This is a genomic window from Aeromicrobium sp. Leaf350, from assembly GCF_916858655.1.
Classification (GTDB): domain Bacteria; phylum Actinomycetota; class Actinomycetes; order Propionibacteriales; family Nocardioidaceae; genus Aeromicrobium.
The window spans coordinates 719,413-737,937 of record NZ_CAKASL010000002.1; the positions used below are offsets into that span (position 1 = coordinate 719,413).

At 70.3% G+C, this 18,525-nt stretch carries 16 protein-coding genes; 3 read left to right on the forward strand and 13 right to left on the reverse strand.

The features are described 5' to 3' along the window. Nucleotides 1–97: 97 nt before the first annotated feature. The 9 genes from pafA to LO931_RS12550 all read right to left on the reverse strand — a co-directional run bounded on the left by pafA (nucleotide 98) and on the right by LO931_RS12550 (nucleotide 8,898). Nucleotides 98–1,459, reverse strand: coding sequence for a Pup--protein ligase (gene pafA, locus LO931_RS12510; RefSeq protein ID WP_229053979.1), 1,362 nt, complete (start codon nucleotides 1,457–1,459; stop codon nucleotides 98–100). 5 nt (nucleotides 1,460–1,464) lie between these two features. Continuing rightward, nucleotides 1,465–2,160, reverse strand: coding sequence for a proteasome subunit alpha (gene prcA / locus LO931_RS12515; RefSeq protein ID WP_229053981.1), 696 nt, complete (start codon nucleotides 2,158–2,160; stop codon nucleotides 1,465–1,467). Nucleotides 2,161–2,176: 16 nt separating this feature from the next. Beyond that, nucleotides 2,177–2,992: a proteasome subunit beta gene (gene prcB / locus LO931_RS12520; protein WP_229053983.1), complete on the reverse strand. Its 816-nt coding sequence runs from the start codon at nucleotides 2,990–2,992 to the stop codon at nucleotides 2,177–2,179. Then, the gene (locus LO931_RS12525) at nucleotides 2,992–3,186 is read right to left on the reverse strand and encodes a ubiquitin-like protein Pup (RefSeq protein WP_229053985.1); all 195 of its coding nucleotides are present in this window, start codon (nucleotides 3,184–3,186) and stop codon (nucleotides 2,992–2,994) included. The genes prcB and LO931_RS12525 overlap by 1 nt, the downstream gene beginning before the upstream one ends. 51 nt (nucleotides 3,187–3,237) lie before the next feature. Continuing rightward, nucleotides 3,238–4,746, reverse strand: coding sequence for a depupylase/deamidase Dop (gene dop, locus LO931_RS12530; protein ID WP_229053987.1), 1,509 nt, complete (start codon nucleotides 4,744–4,746; stop codon nucleotides 3,238–3,240). Between the two features lie 4 nt (nucleotides 4,747–4,750). Continuing rightward, complete coding sequence (locus LO931_RS12535) at nucleotides 4,751–5,221, reverse strand: GNAT family N-acetyltransferase (protein WP_229053988.1); 471 nt, start codon at nucleotides 5,219–5,221, stop codon at nucleotides 4,751–4,753. Beyond that, nucleotides 5,222–6,934 (reverse strand): proteasome ATPase, encoded by a 1,713-nt coding sequence (gene arc, locus LO931_RS12540; RefSeq protein WP_370636128.1) that lies wholly within the window; start codon nucleotides 6,932–6,934, stop codon nucleotides 5,222–5,224. It abuts the gene before it with no gap. Nucleotides 6,935–7,057: 123 nt separating this feature from the next. After that, nucleotides 7,058–7,972: a tRNA (adenine-N1)-methyltransferase gene (locus tag LO931_RS12545; RefSeq protein ID WP_304523511.1), complete on the reverse strand. Its 915-nt coding sequence runs from the start codon at nucleotides 7,970–7,972 to the stop codon at nucleotides 7,058–7,060. Beyond that, the gene (locus LO931_RS12550) at nucleotides 7,969–8,898 is read right to left on the reverse strand and encodes a site-2 protease family protein (protein ID WP_229053992.1); all 930 of its coding nucleotides are present in this window, start codon (nucleotides 8,896–8,898) and stop codon (nucleotides 7,969–7,971) included. Before LO931_RS12550 ends, LO931_RS12545 begins: the two co-directional genes overlap by 4 nt. A 69-nt stretch (nucleotides 8,899–8,967) precedes the next feature. Between LO931_RS12550 and LO931_RS12555 the strand changes: the two genes are divergently transcribed. Continuing rightward, entirely contained in the window at nucleotides 8,968–9,831 is an 864-nt protein-coding gene (locus LO931_RS12555; protein WP_229053994.1) for a PD-(D/E)XK nuclease family protein, read from the forward strand. Here LO931_RS12555 and LO931_RS12560 read toward each other — a convergent pair. The 3 genes from LO931_RS12560 to LO931_RS12570 all read right to left on the reverse strand — a co-directional run bounded on the left by LO931_RS12560 (nucleotide 9,828) and on the right by LO931_RS12570 (nucleotide 12,367). After that, nucleotides 9,828–10,487, reverse strand: a complete 660-nt coding sequence (locus LO931_RS12560) for an HAD family phosphatase (protein ID WP_229053996.1) — start codon at nucleotides 10,485–10,487, stop codon at nucleotides 9,828–9,830. The genes LO931_RS12555 and LO931_RS12560 overlap by 4 nt on opposite strands. A gap of 86 nt (nucleotides 10,488–10,573) precedes the next feature. Continuing rightward, nucleotides 10,574–11,413 carry a hypothetical protein gene (locus tag LO931_RS12565; RefSeq protein WP_229053998.1) on the reverse strand — a complete coding sequence of 280 codons (840 nt, stop codon included), beginning with the start codon at nucleotides 11,411–11,413 and terminating at the stop codon, nucleotides 10,574–10,576. A gap of 156 nt (nucleotides 11,414–11,569) precedes the next feature. Beyond that, nucleotides 11,570–12,367, reverse strand: a complete 798-nt coding sequence (locus LO931_RS12570; RefSeq protein ID WP_229054000.1) for a hypothetical protein — start codon at nucleotides 12,365–12,367, stop codon at nucleotides 11,570–11,572. A 243-nt stretch (nucleotides 12,368–12,610) separates the two neighbouring features. On the opposite strand from LO931_RS12570, the gene metH reads away from it, so the two are divergent. Together metH and LO931_RS12580 are read left to right on the forward strand one after the other, a co-directional pair. Next, nucleotides 12,611–16,381, forward strand: coding sequence for a methionine synthase (gene metH / locus LO931_RS12575; RefSeq protein ID WP_229054002.1), 3,771 nt, complete (start codon nucleotides 12,611–12,613; stop codon nucleotides 16,379–16,381). 19 nt (nucleotides 16,382–16,400) lie between these two features. After that, nucleotides 16,401–17,252 carry a PAC2 family protein gene (locus LO931_RS12580; RefSeq protein ID WP_229054007.1) on the forward strand — a complete coding sequence of 284 codons (852 nt, stop codon included), beginning with the start codon at nucleotides 16,401–16,403 and terminating at the stop codon, nucleotides 17,250–17,252. On the opposite strand, the gene mshC is transcribed toward LO931_RS12580, so the two are convergent. After that, a complete protein-coding gene (mshC, locus tag LO931_RS12585) occupies nucleotides 17,253–18,476 on the reverse strand; it encodes a cysteine--1-D-myo-inosityl 2-amino-2-deoxy-alpha-D-glucopyranoside ligase (RefSeq protein WP_229054008.1) in 1,224 nt (407 codons plus the stop codon). Nucleotides 18,477–18,525: the final 49 nt, after the last annotated feature.

Consider the following 18,525-nt stretch of genomic DNA (forward strand, 5'->3'; position numbering starts at 1 on the left):
GGCTTGGGGTCGGAGAAGAAGGGCGAACGACGCGTCGTGGACGGTCGACCGCGGACCACCCTAGCCAATCACCCGGCACACTCCGTACCGCAGCGCGTCACATGCCGTCGATGAGCCGTTGGACGCGGTCGTCCTCGGACTTGAAGGGGTCCTTGCAGAGCACGGTGCGCTGGGCCTGGTCGTTGAGCTTCAGGTGCACCCAGTCGACCGTGAAGTCGCGGCGGCGCTCCTGCGCCCGCTTGATGAACTCGCCCCGCAACCGAGCTCGCGTGGTCTGCGGTGGCACCGACTTGGCCCGGAAGACGTCGAGGTCGTTCGTGACCCGGGCGACGGCGCCCTTGCGCTCCAGGAGGTAGTAGAGACCGCGGTCGCGACGGATGTCGTGGTAGGCCAGGTCGAGCTGGGCCATGCGCGGGTCGCTCCAGCTCAGCTGGTTCTTCTCGCGGTACCGCTCCAGCAGCCGCAGCTTGATGACCCAGTCGATCTCGCGCTCCACGAGCGAGAGGTCCTCGGACTCGACGGCCTTGAGCGTGCGCTCCCACAGGTCCAGCGTGCGCTCGATGACGGGATCAGAGAGACCGTGACGATCGACGAACTCGCTGGCCTTGCCGAAGTACTCCGCCTGGATCTCCAGGGCCGAGAGCTCTCGACCGTTGGCCAGCTGCACCTTGCGGCGCCCCGTCATGTCGTGCGAGATCTCGCGGATGGCGCGGATGGGGTTGTCGAGCGTGAGGTCACGCATCGTGACCCCGGCCTCGATCATGCGCAGCACGAGCTCGGTCGTGGCGACCTTCAGCAGCGTCGTGGTCTCGCTCATGTTGGAGTCGCCCACGATGACGTGCAGCCGGCGGAAGCGCTCGGCGTCGGCGTGGGGCTCGTCGCGGGTGTTGATGATCGGCCGGGACCGGGTCGTGGCGCTCGAGACGCCCTCCCAGATGTGCTCGGCGCGCTGGCTCACCGAGTAGATCGTGCCGCGGCTGGTCTGCTGCACCTTGCCGGCGCCGCAGATGATCTGGCGCGAGACGAGGAACGGGATCAGGACGTCGGCCATCCGCGCGAACTCCCCGCCGCGGCCGACGAGGTAGTTCTCGTGGCAGCCGTAGGAGTTGCCCGCCGAGTCGGTGTTGTTCTTGAACAGGTAGATGTCACCCTCGATGCCGTCGTCGCGCAGCCGCTGCTGCGCGTCGAGCATCAGGCCTTCGAGGATGCGCTCCCCCGCCTTGTCGTGCGTGACGAGCTCGGCGACGTCGTCGCACTCCGGGGTGGCGTACTCGGGGTGGCTGCCGACGTCCAGGTACAGGCGCGAGCCGTTGCGCAGGAAGACGTTGCTGCTGCGACCCCAGGAGACGACGCGGCGGAAGAGGTAGCGCGCCACCTCGTCGGGCGACAACCGGCGCTGCCCCTTGAACGAGCAGGTGACCCCGTACTCGTTCTCGATGCCCATGATGCGCCGGTCCATGGTCGTCATCCCCCCAGGAGCTCGGCGACGGCGGCGTCGGAGAGCCGCTTGAACTTGCGCAGCTGGCTGCGGGTGCGGTCGAGCACCGCGACCTCGAGCGACTCGGCAGGGACGTCTCGCGGCGCCGTGTCGTCGTGGCCGAGGGCCGAACGCGCGAGAGTCAGGGCTCCGGCGAGGTCGAGGTCGGGCGTGTAGTGGTCGGTGAACCACTGCTCGACGGGCTCGGTGGTGCCGCCCATGACGCCCCACCCGCGCACGTCCGCGACGGAGCCGTCGTACGTGAGGCGGTAGACCTGGTCGCCGTCCGGCGTGTCGCCCAGCTCGGCGACGAAGAGCTCGACCTCGTACGGCTTCTCTCCGCCCGAGGAGAAGATCGTGCCGAGGGTCTGTGCGTAGGCGTTCGCGAGCCCGCGCCCCGTGACGTCGCGGCGGTCGTAGGAGTACCCCCGCAGGTCGGCCAGGCGGACGCCGGCGATGCGCAGGTTCTCGAACTCGTTGTACCGGCCCACGGCCGCGAAGCCGACGCGATCGTAGATCTCGCTGATCTTGTGGAGCGCACGCGACGGGTTCTCGGCGACGAACAGGATGCCGTCGGCGTAGCGGACGACCGCGACGGAGCGGCCCCGGGCGATGCCCTTGCGGGCGAAGTCCGCCCGGTCCTTCATGAGCTGCTCGGGCGAGACGTAGAAAGGCTGGGTCACGGCGGCGCTCCTCTTCTCAGATCAGGGGCGCGGACGGGCCGTCCGGCGCAGCGAGTCGGGCGGCCACGATCTCGTCGGCGATCGCCGCGGTCTCGTCCTGGCCGTAGGCGTGGAACCCGTGGGCGGTGATGACGGCGACCATCGGGAAGATGCGGCGCGCGAGGTCGGGTCCGCCGGTCGCGGAGTCGTCGTCGGCCGCGTCGTACAGCGCCTGCACGGCGGCCGTGACGGTCTCGCGCTCGGTCAGGTCGTCGCGGTACAGCTTCTTGAGCGAGCCGCGGGCGAACAACGAGCCGGAACCGACCGAGTGGAACGTGCGCTCCTCGTTGCGGTTGCCCGTGACGTCGAACGCGAAGATGCGGCCGACGCCGAGGTCGAGGTCGTAGGCCGCGAACAGGGGCACGACGGCCAGGCCCTGCATCGCCATGCCGAGGTTGCCGCGGATCAGGGTGGCCAGGCGGTTCGCCTTGCCGTCGGTCGACAGGACCGTGCCCTCGATCTTCTCGTAGTGCTCGAGCTCGACCTGGAACAAGCGGGTCATCTCGACGGCCAGACCGGCCGTGCCGGCGATGCCGACGCAGGAGAACTCGTCGGTCTGGAAGACCTTCTGGATGTCGCGCTGGGCGATGACGTTGCCCATCGTGGCGCGGCGGTCACCTGCCATGACGACGCCACCGGGGAAGGTGGCGGCCACGATCGTGGTGCCGTGCGTGACCCCCTCGAGGGCGCCGGTGTGCTCGGCACGGGCGCGCGGCAGCTGGTCAGGGGCGTGCGATGCGAGGAACTCCGTGAAGGAGGCCGAGCCTGCCGTGCGGAAGGCGTCGGGCAGCATCACTGCCCGCCCTTCTGCACGAAGCTGCGCACGAACTCCTCGGCGTTCTCCTCGAGCACGTCGTCGATCTCGTCGAGGATGGAATCCACGTCGTCGTCGAGCTTCGCCTTGGCCTCGGTGTCGACCGGTGCGGCCTCGACCTGCTCGTCGGCATCACGCGACGGACGGTTGCTCTTGTGCTGCTGCTCGGACATGTCTTCACCCTAGACCCAGAACGGTTGCGCCCGCGTGACGAACAGACGCGTCTAGCCGTTGCCGGTGAGCGCGCGGAACAGCTCGGTCGCGGTGGGGCCGGAGTCGAACAGGGCGCCGACGTGCTCCCGCGTGCCGCGCAGGGGCTCCATGGTGGGAACGCGCTGCAGCGAGGCGTAGCCGGGCAGGTCGAAGATGACCGAGTCCCAGGACGCGGCCGCGATGTCGTCCGAGAAGTGCTGCAGGCACTTGCCCCGGAACCAGGCACGGGTGTCCTCGGGCGGCTCGGTGATGGCCGCGGTGATCTCGGCCGGGTCGACCAGGCGCTTCATGCGGCCCGTGCGGACGAGCTGGTGGAAGAGGCCGCGCTCGGTGCGGACGTCGTGGTACTGCAGGTCGACCAGGTGCAGCTTCGCGTGGTCCCAGTCGAGCTGGTCGCGCTCGCGGTAGCGCTCGAGCAGCGCCAGCTTGGCGACCCAGTCGAGCTCGGTCGACAGGTCCATCGGGTCGCGCGCCAGCCGCGTGAGGACGTCCTCCCAGAGGTCGAGGACGTGGAGGGTCTGCTCGTCGGCGTCACCGGTGTCGTCCACGAGCCGGCGGGCGCGCTGCAGGTACTCCCCCTGAAGGTCGAGGGCCGTGACGGTGCGCCCGTCGGCCAGACGGACCGTCGTGCGCAGCGTGGGGTCGTAGGAGATCTCGTGCAGGGCGGCGACAGGCGTCTCGAGGGCGAGGTCGGTCACCGTGCGCCCTGCCTCGATCAGCGCCAGCACCAGCGACGCCGTGCCGTGCTTGAGGTAGATCGAGGTCTCGGAGCAGTTCGCGTCGCCGATGATGACGTGGAGCCGGCGGTACTTGCGGGCGTCGGCGTGCGGCTCGTCGCGGGTGTTGATGATGGGCCGCTTCAGCGTGGTCTCGAGCCCGACCGGCACCTCGAAGTAGTCGGCGCGCTGGCTGATCTGGAAGGCGTGCCTGCTGCCGTCCTGCTTCTGCCCGACCCGGCCGGCCCCGCACACGACCTGGCGGGAGGCGAAGAACGGCGTCAGGTGCGTCACGATCTGGTCGAACGGCACGGCCCGGTCCATCAGGTAGTTCTCGTGCGAGCCGTAGGAGGCGCCCTTGTTGTCGATGTTGTTCTTGTAGAGCACGACCGTGCCGTGGCCCGGGATCTGGCTGGCCAGCTCGGCCGCCGACCGCATGACCTCCTCGCCGGCCTTCTCCCAGATCACCAGGTCGCGCGGGCTCGTGACCTCGGGGCTGGAGTACTCCGGGTGCGCGTGGTCGACGTACAGGCGGGCGCCGTTGGTGAGGATGATGTTGGCGAGCCCGAGGTCCTCGTCGGTCAGCTGCGAGGGATCGGCGTCGGCGCGGCCGAGGTCGAAGCCCCGCGCGTCGCGCAGCGGGCTCTCCTCCTCGAAGTCCCAGCGGGCCCGGCGGGTCAGGTGGTTCGCCGAGGCGTAGGAGTTGACCACGTGCGTCGAGGTGACCATGGGATTGGCGTGGGGTTGACCCTGCACCGCGATGCCGTACTCGACCTCGCTGCCCTGGACCCGGCGGACCGTCATGACCTCACCCTAGGACCTTCCCGAAGTGGACCGAGTCGTCGTAGGCCGCGTAGAAGCCGAACGGCGTGATGTTCTCGTACCCGCTCGAGGAGTACAGCGCGATCGCCTCGGGCTGGGCGAGGCCGGTCTCCAGCACGAGGCGGGTGATGCCTGCCTCGCGGGCGGTGCGCTCGAGCTCGGCCAGCACCGTGCGGGCGTGACCCTGACGCGCGAACTGCGGTCGGACGAACATCCGCTTGATCTCGGCGTCGGCGTGGCCCAGGGGGCCGCCACGCCGCCATCCGCCCGACGCAGCCGGCACCCCGTCGACGTAGCCGATCACGAACAGCCCGTCGGGCGCGTCGAACTGCGCGGGGTCCATCGGCGAGATGTCACCCTCGCCGCCGTACCGCCGGCCGTACTCCGCCTGGACCTCGGCCGTCAGCAGCTGCGCGTCGTCACTCCCGTACGAGACGACGCGGATCTCCAGTGCCACCTACAGGTACTGGCCGGTGTTGGCGACGGTGTCGATGGAGCGGCCCGGCTCTCCGCCGGACTTGCCCGAGACGAGGGTGCGGATGAACACGATGCGCTCACCCTTCTTGCCCGAGATCCGCGCCCAGTCGTCGGGGTTGGTCGTGTTGGGCAGGTCCTCGTTCTCCTTGAACTCGTCGACGCACGCCTGGAGCAGGTGCTGCACCCGGATGCCGTGCTGCTGGGCCGAGAGGAGGTCCTTGATGGCCATCTTCTTGGCCCGGTCGACGATGTTCTGGATCATCGCGCCGGAGTTGAAGTCCTTGAAGTACAGGACCTCCTTGTCGCCGTTGGCGTACGTGACCTCGAGGAACTGGTTCTCCTCGGTCTCGGTGTACATCCGCTCGACGGTGCGCTGGATCATGCCGTGCACGGTGGCGTCGCGGTCGCCGCCGAACTCGGCGACGTCGTCGGCGTGCAGCGGCAGGCGCGAGGTCAGGTACTTGCTGAAGATGTCGCGGGCGGCCTCGGCGTCGGGGCGCTCGATCTTGATCTTCACGTCGAGACGGCCGGGGCGCAGGATCGCGGGGTCGATCATGTCCTCGCGGTTCGACGCACCGATGACCAGCACGTTCTCCAGGCCCTCGACACCGTCGATCTCGCTGAGCAGCTGCGGCACGATCGTGTTCTCGACGTCGCTCGAGACGCCGGAGCCGCGCGTGCGGAACAGGGAGTCCATCTCGTCGAAGAACACGATGACCGGGGTGCCCTCGCTGGCCTTCTCGCGGGCCCGCTGGAACACCAGACGGATGTGCCGCTCGGTCTCGCCGACGTACTTGTTGAGCAGCTCGGGGCCCTTGATGTTGAGGAAGAAGCTGCGCCCCTCCTGGCCCGTCTTCTCGGAGACCTTGCGGGCGAGCGAGGCCGCGACCGCCTTGGCGATCATGGTCTTGCCGCAGCCGGGCGGGCCGTACAGCAGGATGCCCTTCGGCGGCTTCAGCTCGTGCTCGACGAAGACCTCGGGGTGCAGGTACGGCAGCTCGACGGCGTCCTGGATGATCTCGACCTGGTTGCCGAGGCCGCCGATCGAGGTGTAGTCGACGTCGGGGACCTCTTCCAGCACGAGCTCCTCGACCTCGCTCTTGGGGATGCGCTCGTAGACGTACCCCGAGCGCGAGTCGAGCAGGAGCGAGTCGCCCGCGCGGATCCGCACGTCGGCGAGGCTGTGCGCGATGCGGACGATGCGCTCCTCGTCGGCGTTGCCGAGCACGAGGGCGCGCTCGCCGTCCGCCAGGATCTCCTTGAGCATGACGATGTCGCCGATGTTCTCGAACTCCAGCGCGGCGACGACGTTCATGGCCTCGTTGAGGATGACCTCCTGGCCACGCTGCAGCGCGTCGCGGTCGACCGCCGGGCTCACGTTGACGCGCATCTTGCGGCCGCCGGTGAACACGTCGACCGACTCGTCGTCGTTGAGCTGCAGGAACGTGCCGAAACCGGTCGGCGGCTGCGCCAGACGGTCGACCTCCTCCTTGAGCGTCACGATCTGGTCGCGCGCCTCGCGGAGCGTGCTCATGAGCCGCTCGTTCTGCGCCGAGGTGGCGGACAACTTGGCCTCGACCTCCCGGAGGCGCGCGTCGGTGGAGACGTCTCCGTCGGCGCGGCGACGGAGGTGCTCGACCTCCGCGCGCAGGTAGGCCAGCTCGGCCTCGGCTGCCGCCGATCCGGAGTTCATGGGGCGGGCATCGTCGTCGGACATGTGACACCTCCTGCTCGTGCGGTTGACACTACCCCGCGCAACGTTGCACCACAGTGTCGATCTCACACCGTGTGTGACGTTTCGATGACGCGGCCGGCGTCAGGCCTCGGGCAAGCCCGCCGGACGGGGCCCGGAGTAGTCGGGACCGTAGGCGCCAGGCGCGGGCCGGCGGGTCTTGGCGAGGGCGCGCTGGCCGTGGGCCATGCGACGTGCGGTGACGAGGTAGGCGGTGTGCGACCCGGCGCCGTGCGCGGGCCGGACGGCGAGGCCCTCCGCGTGCCACTCGCGCTCCAGGGTCTCCCAGGCGCGGGGCTCGGTGAACTCTCCGTGCTCGCGCAGCGTCTCGACGAACAGCGAGAGCTGCGTCGTGGTCGCGACGTAGGCGCACACGACGCCACCGGCCACGAGCCGTTCGGCGGCGAGCGGCACGCAGGTCCAGGGGTCGACCATGTCGAGGACCAGACGGTCGATCTCGGTCTCGGTCATGACCTCGCGCACGTCGCCGACCGTGAGCGTCCAGGCCGGGTGGTCCCCGATGATCTGGCCGACGTTCTTGCGGGCGACCTCGGCGAACTCCTCGCGGATCTCGTACGAGCCGACGCTGCCCTCGGTGCCCACGGCGCGCAGCAGCCAGGCCGTCAGGCTCCCTGAGCCGGCACCGGCCTCGACCACCCGCGCCCCCGGGTAGATGTCGGCCCACGTGACGATCTGGGCGGCGTCCTTCGGATAGATGATCGCGGCGCCGCGGGGCATCGAGACGACGTACTCCGAGAGCAGCGGGCGGAAGACCTGGTACTCGCCACCGAGCGAGGCCTCGATCACGACGCCCTCGGGGCGGCCCAGGATGTCGTCGTGGCGGAGCTGACCCTTCTTGGTCGAGAACTCCTTGCCCGCCACGAGCTGGATGTTGTGCTTGCGCCCCTTGGCGTCGTTCAGGCGCACCCACTCCCCCTCGGCGAAGGGGCCACGACGCATCCAGGTCGGGGTCGGCGCGGCGGGGTCGGGCGTGGTCATCGTCGGGCTCCTGCTCGGTACTGGCGGTTGACGGTGCGGGTGCGCAAGGTGCCGAGGACCTCGCCGTCACCGTCGACGACGGCGTAGGCATCGGCGGGCTCGTGGCTCATCGCGCGCAGCAGCTCGTCGCCGGTCAGGTCGACGTGCAGGCGTGGCCACTCGGGGTCGGGTCGGGTGGAGTCGTACATGCGGCGTGCCTGGAGCCGGTCGATGCGGGCCGCGCGGTCGGCGATGCGCAGCGCCTGGGAGGAGCCGGCCCACATGAACAGGCCCACCATGGCGCACAGCGCGAGGTCGAGCCACGCCGTGCGACCGCCCTGCAGCAGCAGCCAGGCGCCCAGCGCGAAGCTCGCCAGCGCGGCGAAGCGGCCGGTCCAGCCCGCCACGACGATGCCGGAACGCTCCCGGCCGGTGACGGCCCACGCGATCGCCCTCACGACGCGTCCGCCGTCCAGCGGGAGGGCCGGGAGCAGGTTGATGCCGGCCACCAGCAGGTTGATGAGGCCCAGCGTCATGACGATCTCGCCCGCCTGGCCGTCGCCGAGTGCCGCTCCCGCGGCCAGCCCGGCGCCACCGATCACCGCTGACGCGAGCGGTCCCGACGCCGCGGTCACGAGCTCCTCGCGGGCCGTCGCGCTGTCGGCCTCGAGCAGCGTCTCGCCGCCGAGCAGGTGCAGGGTGACCGAGTGGACCGGCAGGTCGTACCGGCGCGCCGCGGCGACGTGGGCGATCTCGTGCAGGAGCACCGACACGTAGAGCGAGAGCACGGCGAGCACCGCGACCAGCCACGGGTTCGAGAACCCTGCCGCGTCGAGCCGGGGGCCGAAGAGGCCGACCAGCACCAGACCCATCAGCACGGCGCCGGGACGGATGCGGATCGGCACGGACCACACGCGCCCGAGACGCAGCGATCCGGATGTCGACATGGCGTCAACCTATCGCGGCGACCGTGGCGGTTCGGGACCTTGTCGGACCCGCCGACTAGCGTGCAGGGCATGACCACCGGAACGGACCTCGGCGCCGCGCACGACGAGCCCGTCGTCGTGCGCCGCCGGCTCTCCCCCAGCCGGGCGTCCGACTTCCTCACCTGTCCGCTGCTGTTCCGGTACCGCACGATCGACCGCCTGCCCGAGCCGCCGTCACCCGTGGCCGCTCGCGGCACGCTCGTCCACGCCGTGCTCGAGGACCTCTTCGACCAGCCGGCCGAGCGACGCACGCCCGAGGTCGCCCAGTCGCTCGTGCCGGCCGCGTGGGAGCGGGTCGTCGCCGACGACGCGCGTCTGGTCGACCTGTTCACCGCGCCCGAGGCGGTCGACCCCGAGCGCGACGCATGGTTCGCCTCGGTCGACGCCCTCCTCGAGACGTACTTCCGCCTCGAGAACCCGCAGACGCTCGAGCCCGCCGAGCGCGAGGTCCGCGTCGAGGGCGCGGTCGACGACCGGCTCGTGCTGGCCGGCATCGTCGACCGCATCGACGTCGCACCCGACGGTCGCATCCGCATCGTCGACTACAAGAGCGGACGGTCCCCGGGCGAGCGCTACGAGGACAAGGCGCTGTTCCAGATGAAGTTCTACGCGCTGGTCGTCTGGCGCACGCGCGGCGTCATGCCGTCCCTGCTGCAGCTCATGTACCTCGGCGACGGCCAGGTGCTCCGGTACGTGCCCACCGAGCCCGACCTGCTGGCCACCGAGCGCAAGCTGCTCGCCATCTGGTCGGCCATCGACGCGGCCCTCGCGGCCGGCGACTTCCGTCCACGGCCCAGTGGGCTCTGCCGCTTCTGCGCCCACCGCGACCTGTGCCCCGAGGGCGGCGGTCAGGTGCTGCCGATGCCGACGACCCGCCTGGAACCGCTCGGCTAGAACAGCGCGGCGACCGACTCGGGCGTGAGCCCCTCGAGCGACGTCACGGATCGGCGCCGTGGGTGCGGGGCGACCGGCACCATGTGCGGCACCGCCAGCACGTGGCAGCCGGCCTCGGTGGCGGAGGTGGCCCCGGTCTCGGAGTCCTCGACCGCGACGCACGCTGCGGCGTCCACGCCCAGCGCCCGGGCGGCGGCGAGGTACGGCTCGGGGTGCGGCTTGCCGTGCGTCACCCGGTCACCGGTCACGACGGCAGCGAGCGGGAGCGTGGCGGCCAGCGGGTCGGCCATGACCGCGTACGACATCGTCACCAGGGCCTGCGGCACTTCGCGGTCGGCGAACGCCAGCACGAGCTCACGGGCACCGGGGCGCCACGGCGTGCCCTCGGCGAGCCCGCGCGAGACCCGCACCACGAGGAAGTCGACGATCTCCTCCGGCGTCATCGTGGTCTCGAAGTGCTGCTGCAGGATCCGGCCCGAGGTCAGCAGGTCCGAGCCCACGAGCTGCAGGGCGTCCTCGGCCGTCCACGATCCCCCGACCAGGGCGGCGAGCTCGTGCTCGGCAGCGATCCAGAGGGGCTCGGTGTCGACCAGGGTCCCGTCGAGGTCCCAGAGAACGGCAGCCGGCAGGCCTGAGGTGAACGCGTCGATGGCCACGCCTCGATCCTGTCAGAACGCCGAGAGCCCGCCGGGTCCGCCCCGTGGGGCGGTCGGCGGGCTCTCGCGCGAGCGGGAAGGACCCGTCAGCACTCCTCGAAGATGAAGTCGTCGATGTCGCCCAGGGCGTCCGACGCCTCGAGGAACTCGTCGCCGAAGGCCGCGTCCGGGTCGTCCTGGACCGTCGAGGCGAACGAGAGGATCAGCTCGATCGCGTCCGTGACGTCGGCGTCGTCGGTGCCCTCGAAGTCCTCGAGCACGGCGACGGCGTCGTCGAGCGTCGACTGGTCGTCGACGTCGGGGATGTAGTAGACGATGTCGAAGCCGGCGTCGGAGACGTCGTCGAGCGCGTCGCAGTCGATGTCGCCCGACGTGTCGTCGTCATCGGTGTCGTCGCTCGGCTCGTCGCTCGGGTCGTCGGTGGGATCGGTGTCCGAGGTGTCCTCGTCCGAACGGGTGTCGGAGTCGTCGTCCTTGGTCAGCGCCCAGACGCCCACGCCGATGCCGCTGCCCACGAGCAGGAACACGAGCACCGCGAGCGTGATCCAGAGGCCCTTCTTCGAGCCACCCGAACCACCCTGCGGGCCGCCCGGGGGCGGGAACCCGGCCGGGGCCTGGTTGTAGCCGCCGGGAGGCGGCAGCGCCGAGCCACCCGGCGGGGGCAGACCGGGACCACCGGGAGGCGGCGTCACGGGCGGGGCCTGCTGCGGCAGGACCGACGTCGGCTCGGCCGCGCCACCGCGCGACGCGATCGCGGACTGCACGTCCGGTCCGCCGTTCTCGCCGAGCCACGCCAGGAGGCTGTCGTAGGCGTTCGGGTTCGCGGCGATCAGGGGCCAGAGCTCGGGATCGTTCGTGAGCTCCTGCAGGCGTGCCGCGGGCGTGCCCGGGTTGCTCGCCTCAGCGCGCGTTTCGTCGGTGGCCATCGGTGGTTCCCCTCGAGAAGCAAGTAGTCGCAGTGTGAAACGAGATGAGCCTAGTGCAGTCACGCCCTCGGCGTGACCGGATGTCAGGGTGCGAGCAAGCACACATGCCACCGCCGCCGACCCGGGTGGATCGGCGGCGGCGGCGGACAGCCGGGTTCAGCACTCCTCGGCGACGTAGTCGACGATCTCGTACTCGGCATCGATGGCGTCGGACCAGGCCTCGCTGAAGACCGCGTCCGGGTCGTCCTGCAGCTCCTCGGCGTAGGCCAGGAGCACCTCGACGGCATCGGCGATGGTCGTGTCGTCGACGTCGGCGAACTCCTCGATCGTGGCGACCGCGTCCTCGAGGTCGGATTCGTCGTCGAGGTCCGGGTAGTAGAGCGTCAGGTCGCCGGCAGCGTCCTCGAGGTCGTCGAGCGTGTCGCAGTCGACCTCGGTGGTCGGCTCGTCGTCCTTGTCGTCCTTGTCGTCGTCCGTCGTCGTCGTGTCGTCCGAGTCCTTCTTCTCGTCGTCGGACGACGTGGTGGAGTCGTCGCCGCGGGTCAGCGCCCAGACGCCGGTGCCGATGCCGCCGGTGACGATCAGGAAGATCAGGACGCCGAGCGTGATCCACAGGCCCTTCTTCGAGCCGCCGGAACCCGACTGCGGAGCACCGGGAGCGGCGTAGCCGCTGGGCGCCTGTCCGTAGCCACCGGGCGGAGGCAGGCCGGGACCCTGCGGTGCGGGTGCCGCAGGCGGTGCAGCGGACGATGCGGCTGCGGCGCTGCCGCGGGACGCGATCGCGGACTGCACCTCCGGGCCGCCGTTCTCGCCGAGCCAGGCGACGAGCGAGTCGTAGGCGCTGGGGTTGGCGGCGATGAGCGGCCAGAGGTCGGGGTCGCCCGTCAGCTCCTGCAGGCGGGCGGGTGCCGTCTGCGGGTTCGAGGCTTCGTAGCGGGTCTCGTCGGTGGCCATCGTGGTTCCTCCCGATCGGGGTCCTGAGGTGGACCGGTGGTCGTGTCGTGCCGGGGTGGCGTGTTCGTGAACTCAGAGGAGCGGGGCACCGAGAATGTTCCCGGCATCACGCGTCCACACCACGGCGACTCGCCTCGAAACCTGGTCCTGCGTGGCACAATGAACCCGTTCGACCTCATTGCCCATGCGAGCCCGCTGCCGGCTGGAGGTTCCCCAGTCCACTCTCTGGATCCGAGGAATCGCATGACCGTGACCAGCACTCCCGTGACCCCGACCGACGAGTGGCGCCCCGACGCCACCGAGGCGTTGACGGCGCTGCTCTCCGAGCGGCTCGCGATCATCGACGGCGCCATGGGCACCGCGATCCAGCGTGATCGTCCCGACGAGGCCGGCTACCGCGGTGAGCGGTTCGCCGACTGGCCGTCCGACATCCAGGGCAACAACGACCTGCTGAGCATCACGCAGCCGCAGATCATCGGCGGCATCCACCGCGAGTACCTCGAGTCCGGCGCCGACATCCTCGAGACCAACACGTTCAACTGTCAGTGGATCTCGCTCGCCGACTACGGCATGGAGGACCTCGCCTACGAGCTCAACGTCACCTCGGCGCGCCTGGCCCGCGAGGCGTGCGACGAGTACACGGCTCGCGATCCCCAGAAGCCGCGCTACGTGGCCGGCGCGATCGGCCCCCTGAACCGCACGGGCTCGATCTCGCCCGACGTCAACGACCCAGCCGCCCGCAACATCACCTTCGACGAGATGGTCGACGCCTACGGCGAGCAGATCAGGGGCCTCGTCGACGGCGGTGTCGACCTCTTCCTGGTCGAGACGATCTTCGACACGCTGAACGCCAAGGCCGCGATCTTCGCGCTCGAGACCTTCTTCGAGCAGGCCGGCCGGCGCTGGCCCGTCGCGATCTCGGGCACCATCACCGACGCCTCCGGCCGCACGCTGACCGGCCAGGTCACCGAGGCGTTCTGGAACTCGGTCCGCCACGTGCGTCCGATCATGGTCGGGCTCAACTGCGCCCTCGGCGGGCGCGAGCTGCGGCCGTACATCGCCGAGCTGTCGCGCATCGCCGACTGCTTCGTGCACGCCTACCCGAACGCGGGCCTGCCCAACTCCTTCGGTGAGTACGACGAGGAGCCGCACACCACGGCCGAGATCCTCCGCGAGTTCGCCGAGGCCGGCATCATCAACGCCGCCGGCGGCTGCTGCGGCACCACGCCGGCCCACATCGCCGACATCGCCGGTGCGCTCGAGGGCGTCGCCCCGCGCGAGCGCACCGAGGTGCAGACCGCGATGCGCCTGTCGGGCCTGGAGCCGCTGAACATCACCGAGGACTCGCTCTTCGTCAACGTCGGCGAGCGCACCAACATCACCGGATCGGCCCGCTTCCGCAACCTCATCCGCGACGGCGACTACCCGACGGCCCTGTCGGTCGCGCGGCAGCAGGTCGAGAACGGCGCGCAGGTCATCGACATCAACATGGACGAGGGCATGATCGACGGCGTCGAGGCCATGCGGCGCTTCACCCGCCTCGTCAGCAGCGAGCCCGACATCTGCAAGGTCCCGATCATGGTCGACTCCTCGAAGTGGGAGGTCATCGAGGAGGGCCTGAAGAACGTCCAGGGCAAGTGCATCGTGAACTCGATCTCGCTGAAGGCCGGCGAGGAGGAGTTCGTCACCCAGGCGCGCCTGTGCCGCAAGTACGGTGCCGCGGTCGTCGTGATGGCCTTCGACGAGGAGGGCCAGGCCGACGACGTGGAACGCCGCAAGGAGATCTGCGGCCGCGCCTACCGGATCCTCACCGAGGAGGTCGGCTTCCCGCCCGAGGACATCATCTTCGACCCCAACATCTTCGCGGTGGCCACGGGCATCGAGGAGCACGCCACCTACGGCATCGACTTCATCGAGGGCACGCGCTGGATCAAGGAGAACCTGCCGGGCGTCAAGATCTCCGGCGGCGTCTCGAACGTGTCGTTCTCCTTCCGCGGCAACAACGCCGTGCGCGAGGCGATCCACGCGGTCTTCCTGTACCACGCGACGCGGGCCGGCATGGACATGGGAATCGTCAACGCCGGCGCCCTCGTGGTCTACGACGAGGTCGACGAGAAGCTCCGTGAGCGCATCGAGGACGTCATCCTCAACCGGCGCCCCGACGCGGCCGACCGTCTGCTCGAGATCGCCGGCGAGTACGTCGGCACGGGCGAGAAGGCCGAGGTCGCGGCCGCCGAGTGGCGTTCGCTGCCCGTCGGCGAGCGCATCACGCACGCCCTGGTCAAGGGCATCGACGAGTTCGCCGAGTCCGACACCGAGGAGCTCCGGCTCGAGATCGCCGCGCGCGGCGGCAAGCCGCTGGAGGTCATCGAGGGCCCGCTGATGGACGGCATGAACGTCGTCGGCGACCTGTTCGGCGCGGGCAAGATGTTCCTCCCGCAGGTCGTGAAGTCGGCGCGCGTCATGAAGAAGGCCGTCGCGCACCTCATCCCGTTCATCGAGGACGAGAAGAGTCCCGAGGACGCCGGCCGCAGCAACGGCAAGGTCGTCATGGCCACGGTCAAGGGCGACGTCCACGACATCGGCAAGAACATCGTCGGCGTGGTGCTGCAGTGCAACAACTACGACGTCATCGACCTCGGGGTCATGGTCCCGGCGCAGAAGATCCTCGACGCGGCCAAGGAGCACGACGCCGACGTCATCGGCCTGTCCGGGCTCATCACGCCCTCGCTCGACGAGATGGTCAACTTCGCTGCCGAGATGGAGCGACAGGGCTTCGACATCCCGCTGCTCGTCGGTGGCGCCACGACCTCGCGCGCCCACACGGCGGTCAAGGTCGACCAGAAGTACCACGGTCCCGTCGTCTGGGTGAAGGACGCGTCGCGCTCGGTTCCCGTCGTCGCGGCCCTGCTGTCCGACGACCAGCGTCCGGGCCTGCTCTCGGACCTGCAGACCGACTACGACTCGCTGCGCGAGCGTCACGCGGCGCGCTCCGACGCCAAGCCGCTGCTGTCGATCGAGAAGGCGCGCGCGAACCAGGTCGACATCGAGTGGGAGGGCTACGAGCCGCCCGTGCCGCCCGAGCTCGACGCCGACGGCGCGTTCGTGCGCACCTTCACCGACTACCCGCTGGCCGAGCTGCGTGAGTACATCGACTGGCAGCCGTTCTTCAACGCGTGGGAGATGAAGGGGCGCTTCCCCGACATCCTCAACAACCCCTCCACGGGCGAGACCGCGCGCAAGCTGTACGAGGACGCGCAGGAGATGCTCGACACGATGATCGAGGAGCAGTGGATCTCGGCCAGCGGCGTCGTGGGCCTGTTCCCGGCGAACCAGGTCGGTCACGACGACATCGAGGTGTACGCCGACGGCCACCGCGACGACGTGCGCACGACGCTGCACCACCTGCGACAGCAGACCGAGCACCGGGCCGGGGTGGCCCACAAGTCGCTGGCCGACTTCGTCGCTCCGAAGGAGACGGGCCTGCAGGACTACGTCGGCGCCTTCGCCGTCACGGCCGGTCTCGGCAGCTCCGAGAAGGTCAACGAGTTCAAGGCGGCCCTCGACGACTACAGCGCGATCTTGCTGGAGTCGCTGGCCGACCGCCTGGCCGAGGCCTTCGCCGAGCGGCTGCACGAGCGCGTCCGCAAGGAGTTCTGGGGCTACCAGCCCACCGAGGAGCTCGACAACGAGTCGCTGATCGCCGAGAAGTACGTCGGGATCCGGCCCGCACCCGGCTACCCCGCCTGCCCCGACCACACCGAGAAGGCGCTCCTGTGGGACCTGCTCGACGTCAAGGCGCAGACAGGCATCGAGCTCACCGACTCCATGGCCATGTGGCCGGGGGCCTCGGTCAGCGGCTGGTACTTCTCGCACCCGAAGTCGCAGTACACGGTCGTCGGCCGCATCGGGCGTGACCAGGTCACCGAGTACGCCGAGCGCAAGGGCTGGACGGTCGCCGAGGCGGAGCGCTGGCTCGCGCCGAACCTCGGGTACCGGACCGACGACGAGTGAGCGGTCCTAGGGTGGCCTCGTGACGTTCGACGACATCCCGCCGCTGCGCGACCCCTGGCTGCTGGCCGCCTTCGAGGGCTGGAACGACGCCGCCGACGCGGCCTCGGGCACGGTGGCCCACCTGGTCGACGAGTGGGACGCGGAGGTGCTGGTCGAGCTCGACCCGGAGGAGTACTACGACTTCCAGGTCAACCGACCCGTGCTGCGCCGCGACGAGGACGACAACGGTGTCCTCGTGTGGCCGACGCCGACGATCTACGTCGCCCGGCCGCGCGGCGCCGAGCGAGACGTCCTGCTGCTGCGCGCCAGCGAGCCCAACTACAAGTGGCGGGGGTTCTGCAGCACGATCCTCGGCATCGCCTCGCTGGCCGGGGTCTCCGAGGTCATCACGCTGGGTGCCCTGCTGGCCGACACGCCGCACACCCGCCCCGTGCCCGTCAGCGGCTCGAGCAACGGGATGTCGGCGCGCGTGGTCCCGGGGGTGGAGTCCTCGCACTACAGCGGCCCGGTCGGCATCAACTCGGTGCTGAACGAGGAGGCCACGAAGCTCGGTCTCTCGACCGTGTCGCTCTGGGCCGCCGTGCCGCACTACCTGGCCGAGCCGCCGTGCCCCAAGGCCACGCTCGCGCTGCTCGGCGCGGTCGAGGACGTCCTCTCGATCCCGCTCCCCCAGGGCGTGCTCGACGAGCTCAGCGACGCGTGGCAGCGCGGCGCCGAGGAGGTCATGGAGGACGACGAGGAGATCGCCGAGTACGTCAAGGCACTCGAGTCCGAGCGCGACACGAGCGACCTGCCCGAGGCCTCCGGCGACGCGATCGCCCGCGAGTTCGAGCGCTACCTCCGCCGTCGCCAGACGGGCGACGACCGCTAGCTACAGCTCGACGCCGAGCAGCGCGTCGATCGCCGTGCGCACCTGCTGGGGCGCCTCGGCGTCGTCCCCGGACTCCCCCGCCCACGCGTCGACGGCAGCGAGCGCGGCCGGGGCGTCCAGGTCGTCCGCCAGCGCTGCACGCACCGCATCGATGACGAGCGCCGCAGGTGCCGTGGAGTCGCGGGATGCCGCTGCTCGCCACGCCGCGAGACGTTCCTCGGCCGCGGTGATCTCCGGGCCGAACCACTCCCAGTCGCTGCGGTAGTGGTGGGCGAGCAGGGCCAGCCGGATCGCCATGGGGTCGTGACCGTCGGCGCGGAGCCGCGACACGAGCACGAGGTTGCCCTTGGACTTGCTCATCTTCTCGCCCTCGTAGCCGACCATGCCGGCGTGCACGTAGGCACGGGCGAACGGTGCGCCGGTCGCGACGGCGGCCTCGGAGGCCGACATCTCGTGGTGCGGGAAGACCAGGTCCGAGCCACCGCCCTGCACGTCGAAGCTCGTGCCGAGGTGGGCCAGCGCGATCGCGGCGCACTCGATGTGCCACCCCGGGCGGCCGCGTCCGAGTCGCGTGTCCCAGGCGGGCTCGCCCGGACGCTCCGCCTGCCACAGCAGGCAGTCGAGCGGGTCGCGCTTGCCGGCGCGCTCGGGATCGCCTCCGCGCTCGCCGAAGATCCGGCGCATGGTCTCGTCGTCCCAGCCCGAGACCGATCCGAAGGCCGCGTCGGCGTGCACGTCGAAGTACAGGTCGTCGTCGACCGCGTACACCGCGCCGGCCTTCTCGAGGCGTCCGACGAGCTCGACGACGAGGTCGATCGACTCGACGGCGCCGATGTAGTGGCGGGGCGGAAGGATGCGCAGGGCCGTCATGTCCTCGCGGAACAGCTGCGTCTCGCGCTCGGCGAGCTCGACCCAGTCGATGCCGGTGGCGGTCGCGCGCTCCAGGAGCGGGTCGTCGACGTCGGTCACGTTCTGCGTGTAGACCACGTCGCGACCCTGGTCGCGCCAGACGCGCTGCAGCAGGTCGAAGGTCAGGTACGTGGCCGCGTGGCCCAGGTGCGTGGCGTCGTACGGGGTGATCCCGCAGACGTAGAGGCGGGCCTCGCCCTCGCCGTCGAGCGGCCGCAGCGACTCGTGGGCGGTGTCGTGCACGACGGGCGCGGGCCCGGTTCCGAGTCCTTCGGAGGCCAGGGACGGCACCACGGGACCCGACCAGCTGCGCATGGGTGGAGCCTATCGGCCGCGCTTTCCCGGCGGTGCGACGCCCGTCCGG